Source organism: Mangrovibacterium sp., from assembly GCF_041596335.1.
GTDB lineage: Bacteria > Bacteroidota > Bacteroidia > Bacteroidales > Prolixibacteraceae > Mangrovibacterium.
In genome coordinates, this window is record NZ_JBFHIT010000005.1 from 101,241 (window position 1) to 122,637 (window position 21,397).

At 43.6% G+C, this 21,397-nt stretch carries 11 protein-coding genes; 6 read left to right on the forward strand and 5 right to left on the reverse strand.

What is annotated here, in order from left to right; translation table 11 throughout:
- Positions 1 to 55 precede the first annotated feature (55 nt).
- Complete coding sequence (locus ABZD21_RS03435; protein ID WP_372772927.1) at positions 56 to 838, reverse strand: PhzF family phenazine biosynthesis protein; 783 nt, start codon at positions 836 to 838, stop codon at positions 56 to 58.
- 132 nt (positions 839 to 970) lie between these two features.
- Entirely contained in the window at positions 971 to 3,382 is a 2,412-nt protein-coding gene (locus ABZD21_RS03440; protein WP_372772928.1) for a carboxypeptidase-like regulatory domain-containing protein, read from the reverse strand.
- Positions 3,383 to 3,676: 294 nt separating this feature from the next.
- On the opposite strand from ABZD21_RS03440, the gene ABZD21_RS03445 reads away from it, so the two are divergent.
- Entirely contained in the window at positions 3,677 to 4,096 is a 420-nt protein-coding gene (locus tag ABZD21_RS03445; RefSeq protein WP_372772929.1) for a hypothetical protein, read from the forward strand.
- On the opposite strand, the gene ABZD21_RS03450 is transcribed toward ABZD21_RS03445, so the two are convergent.
- Positions 4,093 to 4,752: a YkgJ family cysteine cluster protein gene (locus ABZD21_RS03450; RefSeq protein WP_372772930.1), complete on the reverse strand. Its 660-nt coding sequence runs from the start codon at positions 4,750 to 4,752 to the stop codon at positions 4,093 to 4,095. The genes ABZD21_RS03445 and ABZD21_RS03450 overlap by 4 nt on opposite strands.
- 273 nt (positions 4,753 to 5,025) lie before the next feature.
- Positions 5,026 to 7,167, reverse strand: a complete 2,142-nt coding sequence (locus tag ABZD21_RS03455) for a biotin/lipoyl-containing protein (RefSeq protein ID WP_372772931.1) — start codon at positions 7,165 to 7,167, stop codon at positions 5,026 to 5,028.
- 536 nt (positions 7,168 to 7,703) lie between these two features.
- Between ABZD21_RS03455 and uxuA the strand changes: the two genes are divergently transcribed.
- From uxuA to ABZD21_RS03470, 3 genes are all read left to right on the forward strand, one after another.
- Positions 7,704 to 8,927: a mannonate dehydratase gene (gene uxuA / locus ABZD21_RS03460; RefSeq protein WP_372772932.1), complete on the forward strand. Its 1,224-nt coding sequence runs from the start codon at positions 7,704 to 7,706 to the stop codon at positions 8,925 to 8,927.
- A 573-nt stretch (positions 8,928 to 9,500) separates the two neighbouring features.
- Entirely contained in the window at positions 9,501 to 11,879 is a 2,379-nt protein-coding gene (locus tag ABZD21_RS03465) for an ammonia-forming cytochrome c nitrite reductase subunit c552 (RefSeq protein WP_372772933.1), read from the forward strand.
- Positions 11,880 to 11,920: 41 nt separating this feature from the next.
- Positions 11,921 to 13,003, forward strand: a complete 1,083-nt coding sequence (locus ABZD21_RS03470) for a RidA family protein (protein ID WP_372772934.1) — start codon at positions 11,921 to 11,923, stop codon at positions 13,001 to 13,003.
- A 105-nt stretch (positions 13,004 to 13,108) separates the two neighbouring features.
- Here ABZD21_RS03470 and ABZD21_RS03475 read toward each other — a convergent pair whose 3' ends face one another.
- Complete coding sequence (locus ABZD21_RS03475) at positions 13,109 to 17,152, reverse strand: two-component regulator propeller domain-containing protein (protein WP_372772935.1); 4,044 nt, start codon at positions 17,150 to 17,152, stop codon at positions 13,109 to 13,111.
- A 768-nt stretch (positions 17,153 to 17,920) separates the two neighbouring features.
- Here ABZD21_RS03475 and ABZD21_RS03480 point away from each other — a divergent pair.
- Positions 17,921 to 18,157 (forward strand): hypothetical protein, encoded by a 237-nt coding sequence (locus tag ABZD21_RS03480; protein ID WP_372772936.1) that lies wholly within the window; start codon positions 17,921 to 17,923, stop codon positions 18,155 to 18,157.
- A gap of 20 nt (positions 18,158 to 18,177) precedes the next feature.
- On the forward strand, positions 18,178 to 21,396 hold the full coding sequence (locus ABZD21_RS03485) for a SusC/RagA family TonB-linked outer membrane protein (RefSeq protein WP_372772937.1): 3,219 nt from the start codon (positions 18,178 to 18,180) through the stop codon (positions 21,394 to 21,396).
- Position 21,397: the final 1 nt, after the last annotated feature.

Genomic DNA, 21,397 nt, shown 5'->3' on the forward strand with positions numbered 1-21,397 from the left:
TTAAATGATGGTCTTTTCTGACCCAAGGTTTTCACGGGTTGATTTTAAAGGAAATTTAAATGACAATTTCACCACGCAGGAAGGTTTTTGTTTTTCCTGCAATTAGCACCCGGTTGTTATTCATTGATACAAGCAGTTCGCCTCCACGTTTCGAAAGTTGGTGGGCCGTTAGTTCGCTTTTGCCCAAACGCTTTGCCCAGTATGGCGTGAGCATTGTGTGAGACGATCCCGTTACCGGGTCTTCATCAACACCAACTGCAGGAGCAAAAAAGCGGCTGACAAAATCAACGGTTTTTCCCGGAGCAGTCACGATCGTGCCACGCGTTTTAACTTTCATCAGCGTGTTGAAGTTGGGATTCATGTCGAGAATCTCTTTCTCGGTCTCAAACACCAGCATATAGTCGGTTTTACCTTTGTAGCAGGCTTCCGGAATTTTTCCCAGTGCCTGAATGATCAGGTTCGGAGCATCAACCGGCCTTACCACATCAACCGGAAAATCCAATTGTAGCAGGTCGTTCTTTTTAGTCACCCGAAGTGGCCCACTTTTGCTTTGAAATGTGATTTCGTTGCGCGGATCCTTGTGTTCCGTAAAAATTACATGGGCGCTAGCTAAGGTAGCATGCCCGCATAAGTTAACCTCTGCCTTTGGAGTGAACCATCGAACCTCAAATCCGTCCTCCGATGCGACGAAAAAGGCCGTTTCCGGCAAGTTGTTTTCCATCGCGATCAGTTGCATGGTTTCATCATCCAACCATCGGGTGAGTGGAATTACGGCTGCCGGATTACCCTTGAAAAGTCGCTCGGCAAAAGCGTCAACCTGAAAAAACGTAAGTTTCATATCGGGTGTTTTTAGTGGTGTCAACCAATTATTTAATCGCGATTCAACCCCGGACGAAGCATGACTATTTTTGGAACAAACGATAACAGCCCGAACTTCATGCACTCCAGGTTTTGTGTTTGAAACGACAACTTAAAACTTCATCGCAAGCTTCAGATTCAGTTTACGTTCAGTCAGGTAATTTGGTACGCCAAACATATCGCCATAGTTGCTGCTAACCCAAAAATACGAAACCGTGTTTTTAATTCCCAACAGATTTAAGACTTCTAAACTGAGCGAGAGATCTTTTATCGGTTTCAGGAATCCTTTTTTAGCAGCTGATGTTTCGGCACTAATAATTGATTTTGAGATCCCCAGATCGATGCGGCGGTATGGAGGCATTCGAAATGTATCCATATATCGTTCGCCATTGGGTGGGCCGGTTGGGAGGCGCGATCCGTAGAAGGCTGCCAGATGGACTTTGTAGCTTGGGTTTCCGGGAAAATAATCCTGAAAAAACAGGCTGAAAGTCAGGAACTGGTCTGTTGGGCGCGGAATCCAGCCATGTCCGTCGCCTTCAATGTTTTCTTTGGTTTGCAACAGCGAAATACTGGCCCACGATTGTATGCCGCTTACAAATTCGCCGTGGATGCTTAAATCGAGACCCGCTGCATATCCCTTGGCTTGCTGATCGGCCAAGTATCGAATCTGAACGTTTTCAACCTGATAGGGTGTCAGTCGCGAAAAATATTTAAAATACAGCTCGGATTTAAAACGAAACGGACGATCCCAGGCTTGAAACAGGTATTCACTTCCTGTAACTATTTGCCACGATTTTTGCGCTTTTACTTCGGGATGAATATTGCCTTCACGATCCTTAAGTTCCTTAAAGAATGGTGGTTGCGCGTATCCTCCTCCCGACAGGTGAAAGGTAAACTGCTTTTCCCATTGCGGAATGTAAGTGATTGAAACACGAGGACTAAACACTAACTCGCTGGAATAGTGCCGATAATTGGCGCGAATGCCCGAGGTGAGGTATAAATCGCCGGTATTTATCGGTACTGCCCAGGTGTCCTGAACATGAGCCGAGGCTTGCCAGGTTGTAAACTGGTTGTCGGTATTAACGGTTGAATACAGCAGAAGCTCCGAATCGGAATAGGGCAGGGAGTAGCCTGTTGAGTCGCGCATGACCCACTCGTTGACTTTGTCGTCAATTTCTTCGTGCTGGATCTTGAAACCCCAATTCAGCAAATGAAGATCCGAATTGTAGGCTCCTTTGTGGGTGAGGCTGTAAACTTTTGCATTCAATTTATTGCGGGCATGGTTCAAAAAGCTGCCGACTCCAAGGTTGAGTACACTGTCGCCGGTTCCGGCATTCGACCAGTCTTGCTCCAATTCATTTAAATAATATTCACCCAAAATATCGTAGTTTACTTCTTCTTTCGTTTGAAACGCAGAAGCAATCAGTTTGAGATTCAAATGGGCATTCGGGTGAAAGTTGAACGACAGCGCTCCCAGTTTCGTGTTAAAATGATCTTTTTCCTGCCCGTCAAAATAGACCTTGGTTTCAAGTGGTTGTGTCCAGGTTCCGAAGGTCGTGGTTCGGGTTTGAGGAATAAACAGGTAGTCGTTTTGAGCAATATTCCCCAAAAACGAAACTTCCCACGATTCGGAAACCCGATAGTTGACCATTGCCTGAAGGTCGGTGTACCTGGGATTGTAGTCACCATCTTCATCCAAACTGTTCAGTAAATAGCGATTGGTTTTGTATCGTGCGCCTCCAATAAAACTGAGCTTTTGGTTTTTGGTGGCATCTTCTACATGAAGCGAACCACCCAGCAAACTCGCAGAAGCTGATGCTCCAAAGCTGCTTGGCTTGCGATAGCGAATATCGAGCACCGAAGCCATTTTGTCGCCATATTTGGCATCGAATCCACCACTCGAAAACTCAATGGAAGAAACCAGATCTGAGTTGATAAAGCTCAGTCCTTCTTGTTGGCCGGAGCGAACCAGAAATGGCCGGTACACTTCAATATCGTTCACGTAAACCAGGTTTTCGTCGTAATTGCCCCCACGAACCGAGTATTGGGCGCTCAGTTCGTTGTTGGTTGAAACGCCCGGTAATGTTTTAATCAGGGCTTCTACCGCCCCCGAGGAGGCATCGGGAATGACTTGCCCGAATTGCGGATCAATGCGGGTCATGTTTTGCTGCCTTGCCTGACTGCTAACCTGCACCTCCTGAATATGTTCGCTGCTCTCGTCCAACAATAAATTCAGCTCAATTTCTTCTCCCGCTTTGGCATTTAGCCGTTTTTGGCTGATTTGGTAGCCGATCATCGAGAATTGAAGGGTAATCTCCCGGTTTGCAGGAATACGAAGTGTGTATTTGCCGTTTCGATCGCTGGTCGTACCAATCGGAAATCCTTTCAGGCTGATGTTAACCGCTTCGAGCGATTTGCCCTTGGTGTCGGTAATTTTACCAGTCACCAGTGCATTGAGCGTTTGAGCCGGTAGTGTCGATGACAAAATAAAGGAGAGGAGCAGCAGGAGTAGAATTGGTTTCATGGACGAAAAATAGCGATTTTCAATTAAACTGTTTTCGACGGACGAAATTGTTTGGAATTCGAACTTTTTTGGGACTATGAGTTTTTTAGTCGGATAGTAGCCGATGACAACAAAAGTATCGGCTAGTAGTCCGTTTTTGGCAGTTGGGTCGATTCCTTTCGAAGGGAATTAGTGATAAATTCACTGTTGTCGGTTGGCAGGCTGTTTTGGTTTGTTAAATGAGTGATGGTTTCTGGTTTTTTGTCGTACCTTCAAAATGAAAGTTCGCTATTTTTAGGTTGAAAATTTTACGCTATGGAAAGACGGGATTATTTAATGGATCAGATTAACGAGATTGGGCTTTTTATCGCTAAACTGCTCGGAAAACTTCGCGATTTGGATGAACAAAAGGAAGAGGATCAACTACTGTCTGAAGCCAAAGATGCCCTGACTGTTCAGTTTGGTTGGGAGTTGGAAGAGATGCTTTTTATGGAAAATACCGCGTTTATCTCACTAATAGAGGAAAGCCTGTTAGCCGAAAGTCATTACGAACAGTTGGCTGAGATTTTCCATGTTTTAGGCGATCATGCACTGGAACATCAAACACTGCTTCGCAAAGAATTGTATTACCAAAAGGCTTTGTGTTTACTAAAATATGTCGACATCCAAAGCTCAACCTATTCCATGCTACGCCGCAATAAAATTGTCAACCTGGAAGCAAAACTTAACAATTAAAGTTTGGCTCCATGGGTCAGTACCCCTTCCAATCCATCTTCCAGCCGGAATTCTGCGACTTCTATATCGGCCTTTTTTAATGCAGCAATAAATCCTTCATTCATCATTCGTCCTGCCGTTAACGGAAAATCGAGCAGTAGCGGGAAATTATCCGGTTTGTCCGGATGCCGGTAAAATTCAACGCACGACTCAAGTTTCATCGACAGATAAATACGGCAAGCCATTGGTCGTGCACGATACGCAGAGCAGGCGTTTTCCTTTAATAAGGGGCAAGGGCTTTTGTAGTGAAGCACGTCCTCATCTGATAATCCGGATGTTATTTTGTTTTTTTCGTGAGCCAGCGTTTTGGCTTGCTCTTTTTGCTCTGCTGAAAAGTTTTGGTTGATAAAATTCCCCAGAAAGTGCAGTTCGTATGAGTTTGCATAAACCGCCTGGTGACAACAAAAGGCACAGCCTTTCTTGCAGTCGACACTTATGTCTTGCTTTTGCGCCATTGCCAGAATGGAATCAATTAGTCCATCGATAGCCAGATAGGCATCTTGCACACAATTTAAGAACGCTTTTTCATCCGATTTGGCTGCAGCGGCTTGTTCTCCCAATCGGTACCCATCGTCGAAAAATAGCTTTTCGTGTTCTGTTAAATTATCCAGGCTCATTGTTGAAATTTTATCGCGCTAAAATACAACATTCATCGGTACTTCAAATCGAATGCTTAAATCTTCGCTTTTTGAAACTGATTTATGGCTGAATGATTTCGAATCTTTCGTTCGGTATTCAACTTTCGTAAGCTGTTCTTTTTCATCCGCAAATTCATGAACCCGAATAGGGCCGAATATCAGGTCAGTTACCTATCCGGATTGATCTAAAAAAAAATGGCTCCAGACCTGAGCCTGAAACCATTTTTGTGAGAATATGTTTTCGTAGAAAACTTAAGCTTCAACTAAATCCAAAACTTTGGTGTCGGCAGCTACAGTATCACCAACTTGAACGAAGATCTCATTAACCTGACCACCAAATTCGGCAGTTATGCTATTTTCCATCTTCATAGCTTCAAGCACCAGAACAACCTGTCCGGCTTTAACATTGTCACCTTCTTTTACCTGGATGTCCATAATTTTACCAGGCATTGGTACGGTTACAGCCTTGGTTGGGCCGGTTGGTTTTGGAGCAGCGTTAGCAGCAACTTTTGCAGCTGGAGCCGCTTTTACTGTTGATTCGCTGGTAATATCGAGCAGTGCGGTATCGGCAGCAAGGTTTTCACCAACTTCAGCCAACAAGTTATTCACATAACCGTCGTAGTGCGATGTGATGGTGTTTTCCATTTTCATAGCTTCAACTAAAGCAACCGCTTGTCCGTTTTTAACTTTGTCGCCAGGTTGTACCAGATACTGTAATAAACGACCAGGAAGTGGTGTTGTAACTTTTTGGCCGGTTACTTTTTTCTCTTCAGCCTTTTTGGTTTCAACCACTTTTTCAACTTTAGGAGCAGTCGCCTGCTTAGCTTCCCAAGCTGCTTTTTTCACACCCATCAGGTAGCCTTTTGCAACCATTGGGAACAATTCCAGCAACAAAACTTCCTCTTCGGTCTCTGCAAGTTTCACACCGCCGTACTCGTCAAGGGTCGGATTTGGTTGCATTTTATATGTCGATGTGTCGAATGGACGTTCATCTTTATGACCACAAATTTGTTCGCGGAACTCCGGTTTTACGGGGATTGGTGTTGTACCGTATTCTCCTTTTACCAAGCTCTTAAATTGGTTTGAAACGTTCGAGTACATCGGTTTGCCGTTTTTAATGTCCATAGCGCAGTTTACTGCTTGGGCACCTACAATCTGGCTGGTTGGTGTTACCAATGGAGGCAATCCGGCGTCTAAACGCACCTGAGGGATTAGCTTCATCGCATCTTCCAGAATGTCTTCCGATTTTAATGCTTTAAGCTGGGCAACCATGTTGGTATACATACCACCAGGAACCTGTGCTTTTTTCACTAATTCGTTTGGTTTCGGGAAGTTGAAATATTTTTCAATCGCATGGCAGGCCACCATCAGATCCGATTCATTTCCTTTTTTCGCAGCTTCAATCGCGTTGTCGAAATGAGCATCAATCTCTGCAGGTAGTTTGTCTGTCAGTGGATTGAACGGATTCGGGAAGTGTTTGCCTGCGTCTACATCAGCCAGTTCTTTGCGGATAACCAACAATTCTTTGTTGATTTCAGCAACAGCTTCCATATTTACGTCTAATTCAATGCCTAATTTTTGGCAGAACAGATAGATCAGTTCAATTGCAGGAGCGGCAGGACCGCCTGCGAAGTTCCAGATATTGGTATCCACAATATCAACACCATTGATGATAGCTGATAAAACAGCCGCCAAACCGTAACCTGGCGTACAGTGAGTGTGGAAGTCAACCGGAATTTTCAGGTTTTTCTTGAATTCAGAGATCAACTTGGCAACACGCATTGGAGGAATCAGACCACTCATGTCTTTGATGGTGATCATATCCGCACCCAATTTTTCCAGTTCCAATGCTTTAGCAAGGAAGTATTCGTCGGTGAATACCGGTTTAGGTAACGATTTTCCTTTGATCAGAGCTTTAAAACGGCTCGCTTTCTTGTATTCAGGATCGATTGTATAACAAACCGCGCAGTCTGCAATCCCGCCATGTTGTTTCACGTACTTAATGGTCGATTTTACATTGTTGATATCGTTCAACGCATCGAAAATACGCATGATACCCAAGCCAGACTCAATCGCATTGCGGGAAAATCCGTCAATGATTTCATTGGTATATGGGGTGTAGCCAAACAGGTTCCGTCCTCTTGAAAGGGCTGTCAACTTGCTGACATCTCCTACGGCTTTTTTAATGGTTTGTAACCTCGTCCATGGGTTCTCGTTCAGATAGCGCATAACCGAATCCGGTACGGCGCCACCCCAAACCTCCATGGCGTAAAAGTTAGCTGACTTGTAAAATGGGAGAACTCTGTCAATCTGCTCCTGGCGCAGACGCGTGGCAAACAGCGACTGCTGTCCATCTCTCAGAGTTAAATCTCTTATCAAAAGTTTTTTTGACATGATGTATAGTTTCAAAAATTAATAATGAATTTATATTGTAACCTCTCGGTCGTTGTGCGGCGCTAAATTACATTAAATGCGACTATCTATTTATGATATTCATCGACTTTTTTGCGTGAAAGTTTGAAAATTTACACAGAATAAATATTCGTGCCTTTTGCGTCGGCTACGATTAATCTCACTCAAAAAGAGCAGAATATCGCGTATTTGTATCTTTGGGTTTCAATAAAATTTTTAAAAGCTGAATTAAGTGTTAAATCGAATACCGAGAGGGGTGAAAAGTATCGATGTGTAAGTTTTGAGTCTGAAGCATTTTCGGGACAAAGCGAACAAGGCGCGTTTGTTTGATTAATTGATTGGTATTCGCCGGAATCTGTCTTCATTTTGAAAATTTCCAGATAGACGAGTGGGGAAAAGAGGGCGTAAAAATCAAATTTTAATTAAGAATTTATCAGCGCGAACAGCAATTAGGTTTAGACTGAAAATTTAGCTGTAGTATCAAAGCTTAAAATCAAAAATCAAAAAACTGAAGAACAATGGGAATGGAGCAAACATGGCGGTGGTACGGACCTAGTGATCCGGTAACACTGACTGATATCAGACAAGCAGGCGCAACAGGAATTGTTACAGCCTTACACGAAATACCGATTGGAGAAGTGTGGACTTTGGCCGCATTGGAAGAACGCAAGCGAATTATTGAACTGAATACAGCCGTTAATCCTCCGCAGCCCCGGGGATTAACATGGAGTGTGATCGAGAGTATTCCTGTTCACGAGGACGTTAAGCAGGGGAAGGATACGCGCGATGAATGGATTGAAAAGTATAAAGAGTCGATTCGAAATGTGGGTAAAGCGGGTATTCCCGTTTTGACCTACAACTGGATGCCGGTGGTGGATTGGACACGGACTAACCTAGAGCTGGAGTTGAGTGATGGAGCCAAGGCTCTAGAGTTTAATATGAGCGATTATATTGCTTTCGACTTGTTTATCCTGAGACGAAAAAATGCAGAGGAAGCCTACTCCAAAGAACAGATCGAAGCTGCCAGACAGAAATTCGAATCGATGAGCTCGGAAAAGCAATATATTCTGCAGAAAAATATTATCGCTGGTTTACCCGGAGGACAGGAAGGCTATAGCCTGGACGACTTTAAAGAACGATTGGCCGAATATGAAGGCATTGATTCGCAGTTATACCGCGAAAATCTGAAATATTTCCTGGAGCAGATTGTACCGGTTGCCATTGAGTCGGGAGTTCGGCTGGCGATCCATCCGGACGATCCGCCAATCTCGTTATTTGGCTTGCCCAGAGTGGTGAGTACCGAAAGCGACCTGCAATTTATTGTCAATGTGGTCGATTCAATTTACAATGGTTTATGTATTTGCACGGGCTCGTTGGGTGTTCGGGCCGATAACGATTTGCCCGGAATTGTAGAACGCATGGGAAATAAGATTAATTTTCTGCATTTGCGCAGTACGCAGCGCAGCATTGACGGAAGCTTCCACGAAGCAAGCCACTTAAAAGGCAATGTTGATATGTATAACGTAATGGTGGCGGTGCTGAAAGAACAAAGGAAGCGGCAGGCATTAAACCGGCGCGACGATGTCATCCCAATGCGTGCCGACCATGGGCACACCATTTTGGATGATCTTAATAAGAAGACCAACCCGGGGTATTCAGCTATCGGACTATTAAGAGGAATGGCCGAACTAAGAGGGTTGGAATTGGGAATTGAAAAGAGCGGAGTGGTGTTTAAATCCTGACGATCTTTGAATCGGAAGCCTGGGGAGTGAATTCTTTCCGTTGAAAAAAGGCGACTAAAATAAACATGCTATTATACAGAAGGGCATCCGACAGCAACGTTGGGTGCCTTTGTTTTTTTACGATCTTATTTGAATCCTGAAACAGAGTGCCTGCGGATTTAGTACCGCTTTTCGATCCTGTTTTTATGGCCATTTTACGAATTGGGAGGGCGGTGTTATAGTGGACGAAGAGGTCGTGCATCAACTTCAAATGAGATCGGTTGGCGATGGTATGAAGCCGAAGTTTCAAACCCGCAACATTAATTGTGAAAAAGCAAATCGCATTGATCCCGGAATCGAATACTAAGAAAAAAGTGGGTGATAATTGGTTCTGAAAGACTCCTATAAGTAACTCCGTTTATTGTGTTGTTAGCGAGTAGTTTAATTGTGTTTGTAGTGTGTTTGGTTTCGTTACAAAAGAGGAGAAATAGGAAGGAATCAATAAAAATTCATTTAATTTACGGCCGAAAACAATTTTCAACCACAACTAAACGAATCAGCTCTCTATTTCAGATAGAGATTAAAATACTCGATATGAGTCGTCTAAAACAAAACCAACTAATTTTTCTGTTCCTGTTATTGTTTGCATCGTGTGTAAACAAATCACCCGAAAAAGATTTACAATCATCCGATCAGTACACCGGTTCTTCGAGTTGTATTGAGTGTCACGAGCGGTTTTATAAACTATGGGCACCATCGCACCACGGAAAGGCTATGCAGCCAATTACGGCGGGCTTTATTGAGAATGAAGTGACTATCGGGCACCCACCAATTGAAATGGAAGGGGCAGCCTATGAGGCGATTGTAAAAGATACCAGTTTGTTTATTCGGGAGACAAAAGATGGGGTCAACACCGAGTTTTCTGTTTTATGGGCTCTAGGGGGTAAAAATGTATACTATTTTTTAACGCCCTGGGAAGGAGGCCGGTTGCAAACACTCCCGTTGGCCTACGATGTAAATACAAAGCAATGGTACAACAATCCTGAATCGGCAGTTCGCCATTTTCCCCATATGGAAGCTCAGGCAATGCAGGATGAGGCATTGAGCTGGAGAGACCGGCAGTACACATTCAATACGTCCTGCTATTCCTGCCACGTCAGTCAGTTGGAAAATAATTTCAATCTGGCGTCAAATAGCTACCAAACCAATTGGAAAGAAGCCGGAATTAACTGCGAAACCTGTCATGGTCCCGCGCAGGAACATATTAAGGCCGCTCGTTTGGCGAAGGAAAAAGGGGTTGAATTGGACTCGATAAAGCTGGTTGTTACCTCCACGTTCACACCCGAGCAACACAATGCCAGCTGTGCGGGTTGCCACGCGAAAATGACTGCTATTACATCGTCCTATTTCCCGGGCGATCGTTTTTTCGACAACTTCGACCTGGCTACGCTTGATAATAATGATTTTTATCCTGATGGCCGTGACTTGGGTGAAAACTACACCATGACCGGCTGGTATATGAATCCCTGCCTGCAGAAGAGCGATTTGAATTGCGTTACCTGCCATACTTCTTCAGGCCGGTACCGGTTTAAATCTGACAATTTGGTTGAAGCCAATAAAGCCTGTACTTCGTGTCATGAGGAAAAAGAAGCGGATTATGAAGTGCATACCCATCACCCAATTAATCAGAATAGTCCGAAATGTATTGATTGCCACATGCCGATGACCCGGTTTGGAAATATGGTGCGGTCCGACCATTCGTTTCGTCCGCCAATGCCGGCAGCGAGCATTAAGTTTGCTTCGCCGAATGCCTGTACAATTTGCCATAGCGATAAAACTGACCAATGGGCCAATCAGAACGTAACGTCATGGAAGAAACATGACTACCAAAAGGAAACCTTGTACTTTGGCAGCTTGATTGCCGATGCGCGCAAAGAATCTTGGGGGCGGCTGGGCGAAATGCTCAATGTCATTCAAACCAATCAGTATGGTGAAATCGTGACAACTTCGCTGATTCGCTTGCTGACAAATTGCACCGATACAAAAAAGTGGCCGGTGCTGATTGATGTGCTCAAGCACGATTCTCCCTTGTCGAGGAGCGCGGCGGCTCGTGGATTAATCGGTAACCAAAGCAATGAAGCTAAAGAAGCGCTTTTCCGGGCAGCCAAAGATGATTACCGCTTGGTGCGTCTGGCAGCAGCTCAGTCGCTGGCTGTGTTTTCGCCCCAGGAATTTACGGCCGAACAAATAAGCATTTTTAAGCAAGTGAACCGGGAGTATGAAGAGTCGATGATTACCCGCCCCGACGACTGGAGTGCTCACTACAACCTGGGGAATCATTTCCAAAACATGGGAATGATGGATAAAGCATTGGAATCGTTCGAAAATTCGTTGAAAGTATATCCTGACGCCGTATTGCCTTTGGTTAACAGCAGCTTTCTGCTGTCAATTTCGGGCGATCAGGCAAAGGCTGCCAGCTATTTGGAGAAAGCGTTGGCTGCAGAGCCGACAAACGAAGCGGCAAACCTAAATTACGGGCTGCTGATGGCCGAAATGAACCAACTGGCCAAAGCTGAAACAGCGCTTCGGAAAGTACTGGAGGTGAACGATAAAAATGCAACCGCGGCGTATAATTTGAGTATCATCGTTTCGTCCAGAGATTTAAGTGAAGCCTGCCAATTCAGCAAACAAGCCATGATCGCGGCTCCCGCTGATCCCAAATTTGCCTACACCTATGCCTACTTTTTGAATCAAAATAAAAAGCAATCAGAAGCCATTAAAGTGCTTGAGGTCACACTAAAAGAAAATCCGGATCACTTGGCAACTATTTTTCTGCTGGGCAATATTTACCTCGAAAGTGGCAACAAAGGAAAAGTCATCGATCTTTACCAAAAATCGATCAATCGCTTGCCGGGCAACGATCAGGGGCGTTACCAGCTGCAAAGTGAGATTGAACGTATAAAATTGTTGTAATTCAAAAGACTAAATTGAAAAGGACGAATCATTAGAGACGGATGAGTATGGAGGTATGCATGAACGAGATTAAAAAGGAACATAGCAATCAGTTGTACATTCAGTTGGTTCCGGAGCAGGACGAAACAGTTTCTGCTTTTTGCCGTCGATTAGTAAACATTCTGGAAACAGAGGATTACCAGGTTGTAAAGGCAACTTGCTTTGGAGCATTGGCCAACCGGGAGCGGTTTGAGTCTGAATTGGAACAGGCGATCGACAAGCAATTTCCACTAACCTGGGTTGAGGGTGAAAATTGCTCCAATTCGTTTTTGAATGGTATCCAACTGTGGGCTGTGAAAGCCGAGGTAATTTATGGTGAAACGAATTTTAAGGCGAAAACAAGTCGATTTAGCGATGATTCGGGCCATTATCTTTTTATCGGCGATCTGCTGTCGGAACCGCAGGGCAATGCAGACTTGGAATATGAAATGGTTTTGGAACGTTTAGATCAACTTCTTCAGGAAGCCGGATTTGTGTACACCGATGTGGTTCGGACCTGGTACTATCTTGACGATATTTTGAGATGGTACGACAGTTTCAATCGCATTCGAACCGCCTTCTTCAAGCAAAAAGGAGTTTTTGAGAGTTTCATTCCGGCCAGTACCGGTGTTAGTGGGCGAAACAAGTCAGGCAGCTCGGTAACGATGGAGCTTCTGGCATTCAAACCCGCGAAAGAAACCGCAGCCATTGCACAGGTTAAGTCGCCGATGCAAAACGAAGCCGGCGAATACGGAAGTTCGTTTAGCCGGGCAATCCGGGTCAATTCAGCCGGTAGCCAATGGATGAGTATTTCCGGAACAGCCAGTATCCTTCCTTCGGGCGAAACGGCAAACATTGGCAATGTGAAGCGGCAAATCCAACATAGTTTCGAGGTGGTTGGTCAAATTGTGGCCAATGAGGGCTACAATTTTAGCAATCTGGTAAGGGCAACAGCTTATTTAAAGGATAAAAGCAGTCTGTCCATTTTGCATGAATTCTTAACGGACAATCCGCAATACCAAATGCCGCTGGTTGTTACTGAGAATAGTATCTGTCGCGACGATTTGCTTTTCGAAATTGAAATGGACTTGGTAAAGTCTTCCTAATCCTTCGGTTTGCATTGAGCCTCTTGTGATCTAAACGAATGCCGTTGATAGTTCTTCGCTGGTAAATAAACGAAAAACATGGTTCGGCCTCATGCAGTATCGGGGTCAGACTTTTTTCAAACCTTTAAGATATTCTTTTGGGGTTTTTCCATGTATTTTTTTGAAACACTTTGTGAAGTAGGAGTGACTGTTAAATCCAACTTTGTAAGCCACTTCATCTACATTGTAATCGTTCGACGAAAGGAGCGAAGTTGCCTTTCCGATCCTGACCATTGTGATATACTCCGATGCTGATTGATCGGATATTTGTTTCAACTTCCTGTGTAACTGGCTTCGGCTCAGCTTCATCTCACTTGCCAACATATCGACGGTGAAATTTTCATTGGTCAGGTTTTCCTCAATAGCAGTGTTTACTTTATTTAGGAAGTACTGGTCAAGGTTGCCTGCTTCAATGGGTTGTTTTGCGATAAAGCGTTGGGAGTAACCTTGTTGTAGCCTTTTTCGCTGAAGCAGTAAGTTGTTGATTTGAGCGAACAATACTTTTTCGTCAAAGGGCTTGGCGATATAGGCGTCGGCTCCCTGGTCCAATCCAACGGTGGTATTTTCAGGAGAGGATAAGGCTGTTAAAAGGATCACCGGAATATGGCAGGTTTCTATTTGCGATTTTACGGTCTGACAAAATTGGAACCCATCCATTTGCGGCATCATCACATCCGAAACTACAAGGTCGATGTTCTGGCTGTTTAAAATTTCCAATCCTCTGACACCATTTTCGGCAAATACAACAGAATAGCTGTTCTCTAGCAGTTGGCCCAGATACTCCCTTAAATCCTTGTTGTCTTCGACGACCAATAGGTTGACTTCGTGTTGGGTTTTCGGGCTTGCCGAAGCGTGGTTGGTTTCCCAGGTGGTATTTATGTTGTCGACTTTTTCATGGCTTTGATAGATAATTCGTTGAGCTTTTTGCTTTACCGGTAATTGCACCGAAAAACGGGAGCCTTTGTCGGGAGTGCTTTGGACAACTATTTTACCCCTGAGCATGAGGATAAACTCTTTAATCATATTTAGTCCAATACCCGTACTGTTTGTTTTTGGATGCGGATTTTTTCCCTGTTCAAAACGTTCAAATATATAGGGTAGATCTTCACTGCTGATTCCTCGGCCACTATCCTGAACCACAATCTCTACAAAATCTTCCTGATTTAGCTCTCCAAAACTTAGCTGATTGGAAAATTGGTTTGATTCTTCAATGAAATTGTAGTGCAGAGATAAGGTGATGCTCCCTGAAGTTGGTGTAAACTTAAAGGCATTCGATAAAAGGTTGTAGATTATTTTATCCAGTTTTTCTTCATCCGCTTCAATAAAACACGAACTGGTTGAGCAATTGAACGAAAAGATGATCTTTTTGGATCGGGCTTCTTCCGAAAAACTTTGAATCCGCTCGTCGATAAACCGAATCACATCAATCTTGGAGAAAACCAATTTACCAAAGCCATAGTCGAGCTTTCGTAAGTCGAGAATTTGATTCACCAGCTGAAGCAGTCGTGCTGTGTTGCGTTTCACGGTGTCGAGCTGTTTCTGTTGTATCTCGTTCAGGTTTTCGGCTTCCAGCAAATTTTTAACCGGGCCGTAGATTAGAGTTAGCGGGGTGCGAAATTCGTGAGAAATATTGGTGAAAAAGCGGAATTTCATTTCGTTTATTTGTTCTTCCTGCTTGTGTTCCATTTTTTCAATTAGCAACGCTTTTTTTAGTTTTAATCGTTCGTAGTAGAACCGGAATATGATGCCTGTAATCAAAAGGACTATAGCGAAATAGAATAAGATGGCTGTTGTTGATTTATACCAATACTGCTGAACGACCATTGGTATTTTTATTGGCGTATCATTCCATATTCCATCATTGTTTGATGCCTTTACTTCAAAAATGTAGTTGCCTGGAGGTACATTCACAAAGCTGGCCATGCCTCGGTTATCAGTTTGTACCCACTCATTTACGTAATTAATCAGGCGGTACTCGAATTTATTTTTTTCAGGCATTAGGTAGTTATCTGCCGAGAAATGAAAATTGAAGGTATTCTCTTTCGGATCCAGCACGATCTTTTCAAAACGACTAAAGTCAGACTGGGTAGGGAATATTGCTTGGTTGTTTACTTCAATTTTATGGAGCAGAATGTTGGGCTTACGTTGATTGGTGTGAATCGGTTTGGGCTCAAGAATACTGAATCCGTTTGTCCCGCCAAAATAAAGGTTGTTATTTTTATCCCGAAACAAGGCGTTGGGATTGAATAAGTTACCTTGGATTCCGTCGGTGATTACAAATTGGCGGGAGGTTTTTTGGATGGGGTTGTACAAAATGAGGCCATCGTTCGAAGTAAACCAGACGGTTTGCTCAAGGCCATCAATAATCCCGTAAACATCTTTGCCCCGGAGCAGTCCGTTGGCATCAAAACTACTCAACGAATCAGTCGCGTAGTCGTAAATGTAAACACCGTCGCCGCTAGTGCCAATCCAGATCCTTCCATCGGTTAGTTGTTCGGTAAAGTAGAAGGACTGGCTCTTGGTTTTGTGTTTTCCAATGGCGTTAATGTTAAAGTGGGTCTGATTGTTACTTTCCAAATTAATTCTGAAAACTCCGGTTCCGGTTGTTAGCCATAAATGGTTGCGAGAGTCAATGGTTAAGGATGTGATAATTTGGTCTGAAAGCTGATCGAAGGGGGGCTTGTTCGACAAAAAGCTGATCTTCCCGGTTCTAAAGCTGTAAAAGTTTACTCCACCGAAACAGGTACCGATATAGATTCCCGAATCACATTTGCACAAAGAGTATACTTCGCGTGATGAAACGTGTCTTCCGTCTTCAGGTCCTTCAGCGAAATGGATGAAGTTCTTTTGTCCGGCCGGTTTGTAAAAAATGCCGTCAAATGCCGATGCAATCCACAGGCCTCCTCTGGCATCAGATTCCATTGCTTTGATATCCAGAACGCCATTGTTTTTCATTACCTGAATGGGGACGAACCGTTCGGTTTTTTGATCGAACTTACTTAGTCCGAATAGTTCGGTTCCGACCAAAATTTCGCCATCCGGTGTTTGGGTAAACGAGCTGACCATATTGTCGGAAAGAGCGCCAGGTTCCTTAGAGTGCTTGTAGTTTTTGAATTTGTTGTCGGCATGGTGCATGTAGGCAACCCCTCCCGACCAGGTGCCAATCCAGATTCCACCTTCCCGGTCTTCGAAAATATCGTAGATAGAGTTATGCGGCAATCCATCGTTTCTGGCATGGTCGAAATGCTCAATGTCATTTCCGATGCATCGGAACAACCCATGGTAGGAGCCAATCCAGATTTGCCCACGTGTGTCACGCAGGATTTTTCTGATACTGGTTGATTCAATGTTGTATTTCGTATTTTCAGTGAAGGTGTAGTGTTTCAATAGGTTGCCGTTGAAATCGAACATGCGCGCTCCATGTCCTTGATAACCAATCCATATTTGATTGGTGCTGGTGCAGATTGTGCGTACCGTGGAGCCGGGACTTTTAACCTTCAGCTCTACTTTTTTCTCTTTCGGGTCTACTAAAAAAACAGAGCCATCGAGGCCTCCCAGCCATAGCCGGTTGTTTGCATCGTTATAGAGCAGGCGAGGAGGGGTGGTTGTACCGTCGGTTATGCGGATCATTTTATTGCTTTGCTGATCCAGATAGCCAAAAAATTCTTCATCGGCAATCCATAAATTTCCATTCCCGTCGAACTGTAGAGAGTACAAATGGTTTTTTGAAGGAGAACCGTTTTCATAGGTATAATTCACCCGGTTAAACTGCTGGGTGCTATGATTAAAGCGACAAAGTCCTTGGATGGTACTCACCCAGATTGTATTCTCATGGTCTACAACAATAGAGGTAATTGTATTGCTGGGCAACCCGTTTTCATTTTCGGGATGATAGGAAAAACGTTCAATTTCTTTGGAGTCGTATCGCATGACCCCATTAAAACCTCCCATCCATAAATAACCGTATTTGTCCTGACAAAATGAATTGATTGCTTGAAAGCTGTATCCACCAGGTGGAGAAACTCTTCTGAATTTGATGTCGTTTGTTTGGGACGATAGCCGTGAAAATGAAAAAACCAGCAAAGTAAAAAGAAGAAACCGAACGCGCATTTGCTTTTTCTTTCAAAAATATAATTTGCGATCCTTTCTTTCTAATATCCTGGTTGCATTCATGCAACATAAGAGCATTTTTACAACATGAATTTTGGTCGGCACCGCGTCATGATGGCTGTTTGTTTTAATTTGTTGTCTTCTAAGTGGCATGTAATTAGCTATGTAGTATTTTTCGATGTTGTTTATTGAGATCACTTGCTAGAATGGCATGCCATTTCACCAAAGTTCCATCAAATATCGAATCTTTTGCAAAACCCAGAGGCTGATATTTTTTGCTCCTACCAATGGAATGTTCTGTCGTTAATCCAAATTTTCGTTCCCAAATGGGTTTGTTCCGTCACTATCTGTCGGCATTCTGTCTGCAAGTATAGAGGTGAAAAGTTATCCAATCCAATGGTGTAATTAGTAATCGTTAGACGTTGATTACTAAATCCTAACACGAATGTTGTATTCGTGCAACATCAGTGTTAGATGCAACAAAGATCATAGAATCTGCAACATGCTTGTTAGTTGTTGTGCATACAGGAAGTATAAATTTGTGGTCAGCATGAGGCAAGAACGAAGCCGGAAGTCATTCTCTGGTTTGCAACTCCATCGCGAAATCGACGAACTCGAATAACCGTTGGAATTCAGTTGAAAGCTAAAAGAAGGCCAAAAGAGTCTGAGAACTACCAAATGCTGATTTTAAAATTCACTAACGAACTAACTAACTAGAAAATAGTCAGAATTCATGTTTATTCTGACTATTTTACTAAACCTAGCGAGATGAAAAACTATGATTTGTTGAGCCGTCACGGCTCTATGTCAGCTCGATTGCCTATCACGTCATCCCTTCGGGTGACTCTTTCCAAACAAATCAGGCAGCTGACTCCCCGAAATAAAACTTCTTCAATTGTCGTGAGACAACAATCACCTCGGAAGGCTATGCTTGCCGAAGGTGAATGCAATCCGATTGACTACGCTATCGAAATATCAGCCGTTCGGCTGACAACTACGAACTAAACACCAAATAATTAATACTTATGAGAAGAATCCTACTTGCTAAAGGATTTGTAACGAAAGTCCTTAAGATTCAGTATGTTGTGTTTTTTAGTGTTTTTCTTGTAATTACATGTCCATCAACGAGTTATGGTTTTGACCACAGCTCGAATGGGACGTCTGATTCAGAAAATACAAAAAACAGTTTGCTGGTTTCAGATCAGCAAAAGAACAAAGTTACCGGTACCGTTTATGACGACGACGGGTTACCAATTCCCGGAGCAACCATTGTGTTGAAGGGAACGAGTGAGGGAACGATAACCAATATGGATGGTGCCTTTACCATCGATGTTGAGCCAAACGCGACGTTGGTTATTTCCTTTATTGGGTTTCAAACTCAGGAAGTGCAGCTTGGATCGAAAGCCGCGATTCACATAGTTTTGAAACAAGAAACCGAACAGCTTGAGGATGTTACGGTTGTGGCTTTTGCCAAACAAAAGAAGGAAAGTGTAATTGCATCCATTACAACGGTAAAACCGGATGAATTGAAGATTCCCTCGAGTAACTTAACCACTGCGCTTGCCGGACGTATGTCGGGTTTGATCTCCTATCAAAGGAGTGGTGAGCCAGGTAGCGACAATGCGGAGTTCTTTATTCGCGGGGTTACCACCTTTGGTTATAAGAAAGACCCGCTTATTTTGATCGACAACAACGAGGTAACCACGAAAGAGCTGTCTCGCATGCAGCCTGATGATATTGCCAGTTTCTCGATTATGAAAGATGCCACAGCAACTGCTCTTTATGGTTCGCGTGGTGCAAATGGTGTTATTTTGGTAACCACAAAAGAAGGTGCCGAAGGTAAAGCCAAGATTAACATTCGATACGAAAAAGCCATTTCGCAACCTACAGAGATGGTGAAGCTGGCCGATCCGATAACGTATATGAGGTTGCATAACGAGGCAGTGCTCACACGCGATCCGCTGGGGGCTACACCATACTCGCAAAATAAAATTGCTAACACCATGGCCGGCGGAAACCCTTATGTTTATCCGGCAAACGATTGGTACAAAATTCTGTTTAAAGACAATACTTTGAATCATCGCCTTAACTTTAGTGTGAGCGGTGGTGGAAAAATTGCCCGCTACTATTTGGCAGGTAGTGTTGTAAACGACAACGGGATGTTGAACGTTGATAAGAAGAATAACTTCAACAACAACATTAAGCTTAGCCGTTACATGTTGCGTTCAAACGTAAACATCAATATTACCAAAACCACTGAAGCCATTGTGCGGTTGTCTGGTTCTTTTGAAGACTATACCGGACCAATTGACGGTGGTACAGCGCTTTATAAAAAGGTTGTGCAAACCAACCCGGTTTTGTTTCCGGCCTACTTCTTACCCGATGCCGCAAACCAATACACGCAACACATTTTATTTGGTAACTACGATGAGGGTAACTACAACAACCCTTATGCCGACATGACCAAAGGTTATAAAGATTATACCAGCTCGCAGATGCTGGCCCAGTTCGAATTAAAACAAAAACTGGATTTTATAACCGAAGGGCTCTCGTTACGTGCCATGTTTAACACCAACCGGTATTCATTCTTCGATGTTTCACGTTTTTATAATCCGTTTTACTACCAGGTGTCGCGATACGACAAGGCAACGGATGAGTATACGTTGTATCCATTGAATGAGCTCAGTGGTACCGAGTATTTGGGATACGACGAAGGTGACAAGGATATTTCGTCGACTACTTATTTTGAGTCGGCTTTAAACTGGACTCGCACTTTCGAAGACAAACACGAGGCAAATGCTCTGATGGTTTACACCATGCGCGAAGAATTAATTGCCAATGCAGGTGATCTTCAACAATCGTTGCCTTACCGTAACATTGGTTTAGCAGGTCGTGTAACCTATGGCTACGACTCACGCTACTTTGTCGAGGGAAACTTTGGGTACAATGGTTCCGAACGTTTTTCGGAAAGCGAACGTTTTGGTTTCTTCCCTTCAATGGGTATGGGATGGTTTGTATCGAACGAGGAGTTCTTCCCCGAAAGTTTAAAGCGGACGATTACAAAATTAAAAGTTAAAGGAACCTACGGTTTGGTGGGTAACGATGCGATTGGTAGCTCCAGCGACCGCTTTTTCTACCTGGCCAATGTAAATATGAATGATGCTAACCATCGTTCGGATTTTGGTACCTATGGCAACTCGGGCGGTTACCGATTGAACGGGGTTTCAATTTCGCGTTATCCGAACGATGAAATTACCTGGGAAACAGCCAAGAAATTAAATATTGGTATTGAACTGGGTATGTGGGACAAATTGGATATTCAGGCGGATATATTTACCGAAGATCGCAGCAACATTCTTATGACCCGTTCTTCGATTCCTTCAACCATGGGGTTACAGGCAGCCAGCCGTGCCAACGTGGGCGAAGCATCAAGTAAAGGGATCGATCTTTCATTGAATTTCAATCATTCATTCAACAATGGTTTATGGGTCTCGGCCATGGGTAACTTTACCTATGCAACCAGCGAGTTTACCGTTTATGAAGAGCCCGATTATGAGGATACCCCGTGGAAATCGCGTGTAGGTTATTCTTTAAATCAAAACTGGGGGTATGTTGCCGAACGCTTATTTGTTGATGAAGGCGAAATTCGTAACTCACCAACCCAATTTGGCGATTACATGGCGGGAGATATCAAGTACAAAGATATTAACGACGATGGTAAAATCAGCGAACTGGATATGGTGCCGATGGGGCATCCAACCAGCCCTGAGATCGTTTACGGTTTCGGAGCATCAGGCGGATGGAAGAATTTCGATTTGTCATTCTTCTTCCAGGGACTGGCCCGCGAATCGTTCTGGATTGATGCCGAAGAAACAGCACCATTTATCGACCGTCAAAATGCATTGCTTGACGTTTATGCCCAAAATCACTGGTCGGAAGCTAACCGCGATGTTTATGCCTTGTGGCCAAGATTGTCTGAAACGATTATTGAAAACAATACCGTTACTTCAAACTGGTTTATGCGCGATGGTTCATTCCTTCGTTTAAAATCGCTTGAATTTGGATACACTTTCCCGGAACGAATTGCTTCAAAAGCTAAAATGACAAACCTACGTCTCTATTTCAGCGGTACCAACCTGCTAACCTTTAGCAAATTCGACTTATGGGATCCTGAAATGGGTGGTAATGGCTTAGGATATCCAATTCAAAAAGTGTACAACTTTGGTGTTCAAGTATCATTCTAAA

Bases quoted from the DNA above. Each gene is read 5' to 3' on its own strand.
- ABZD21_RS03450 (WP_372772930.1), bottom strand. From the start codon at position 4,752: ATGAGCCTGGATAATTTAACAGAACACGAAAAGCTATTTTTCGACGAT.
- ABZD21_RS03480 (WP_372772936.1), top strand. From the start codon at position 17,921: ATGAAAAACTATGATTTGTTGAGCCGTCACGGCTCTATGTCAGCTCGA.
- ABZD21_RS03435 (WP_372772927.1), bottom strand. From the start codon at position 838: ATGAAACTTACGTTTTTTCAGGTTGACGCTTTTGCCGAGCGACTTTTC.
- ABZD21_RS03475 (WP_372772935.1), bottom strand. From the start codon at position 17,152: ATGCGCGTTCGGTTTCTTCTTTTTACTTTGCTGGTTTTTTCATTTTCA.
- ABZD21_RS03470 (WP_372772934.1), top strand. From the start codon at position 11,921: ATGAGTATGGAGGTATGCATGAACGAGATTAAAAAGGAACATAGCAAT.
- ABZD21_RS03485 (WP_372772937.1), top strand. From the start codon at position 18,178: ATGAGAAGAATCCTACTTGCTAAAGGATTTGTAACGAAAGTCCTTAAG.
- ABZD21_RS03440 (WP_372772928.1), bottom strand. From the start codon at position 3,382: ATGAAACCAATTCTACTCCTGCTGCTCCTCTCCTTTATTTTGTCATCG.
- uxuA (WP_372772932.1), top strand. From the start codon at position 7,704: ATGGGAATGGAGCAAACATGGCGGTGGTACGGACCTAGTGATCCGGTA.
- ABZD21_RS03445 (WP_372772929.1), top strand. From the start codon at position 3,677: ATGGAAAGACGGGATTATTTAATGGATCAGATTAACGAGATTGGGCTT.
- ABZD21_RS03455 (WP_372772931.1), bottom strand. From the start codon at position 7,167: ATGTCAAAAAAACTTTTGATAAGAGATTTAACTCTGAGAGATGGACAG.
- ABZD21_RS03465 (WP_372772933.1), top strand. From the start codon at position 9,501: ATGAGTCGTCTAAAACAAAACCAACTAATTTTTCTGTTCCTGTTATTG.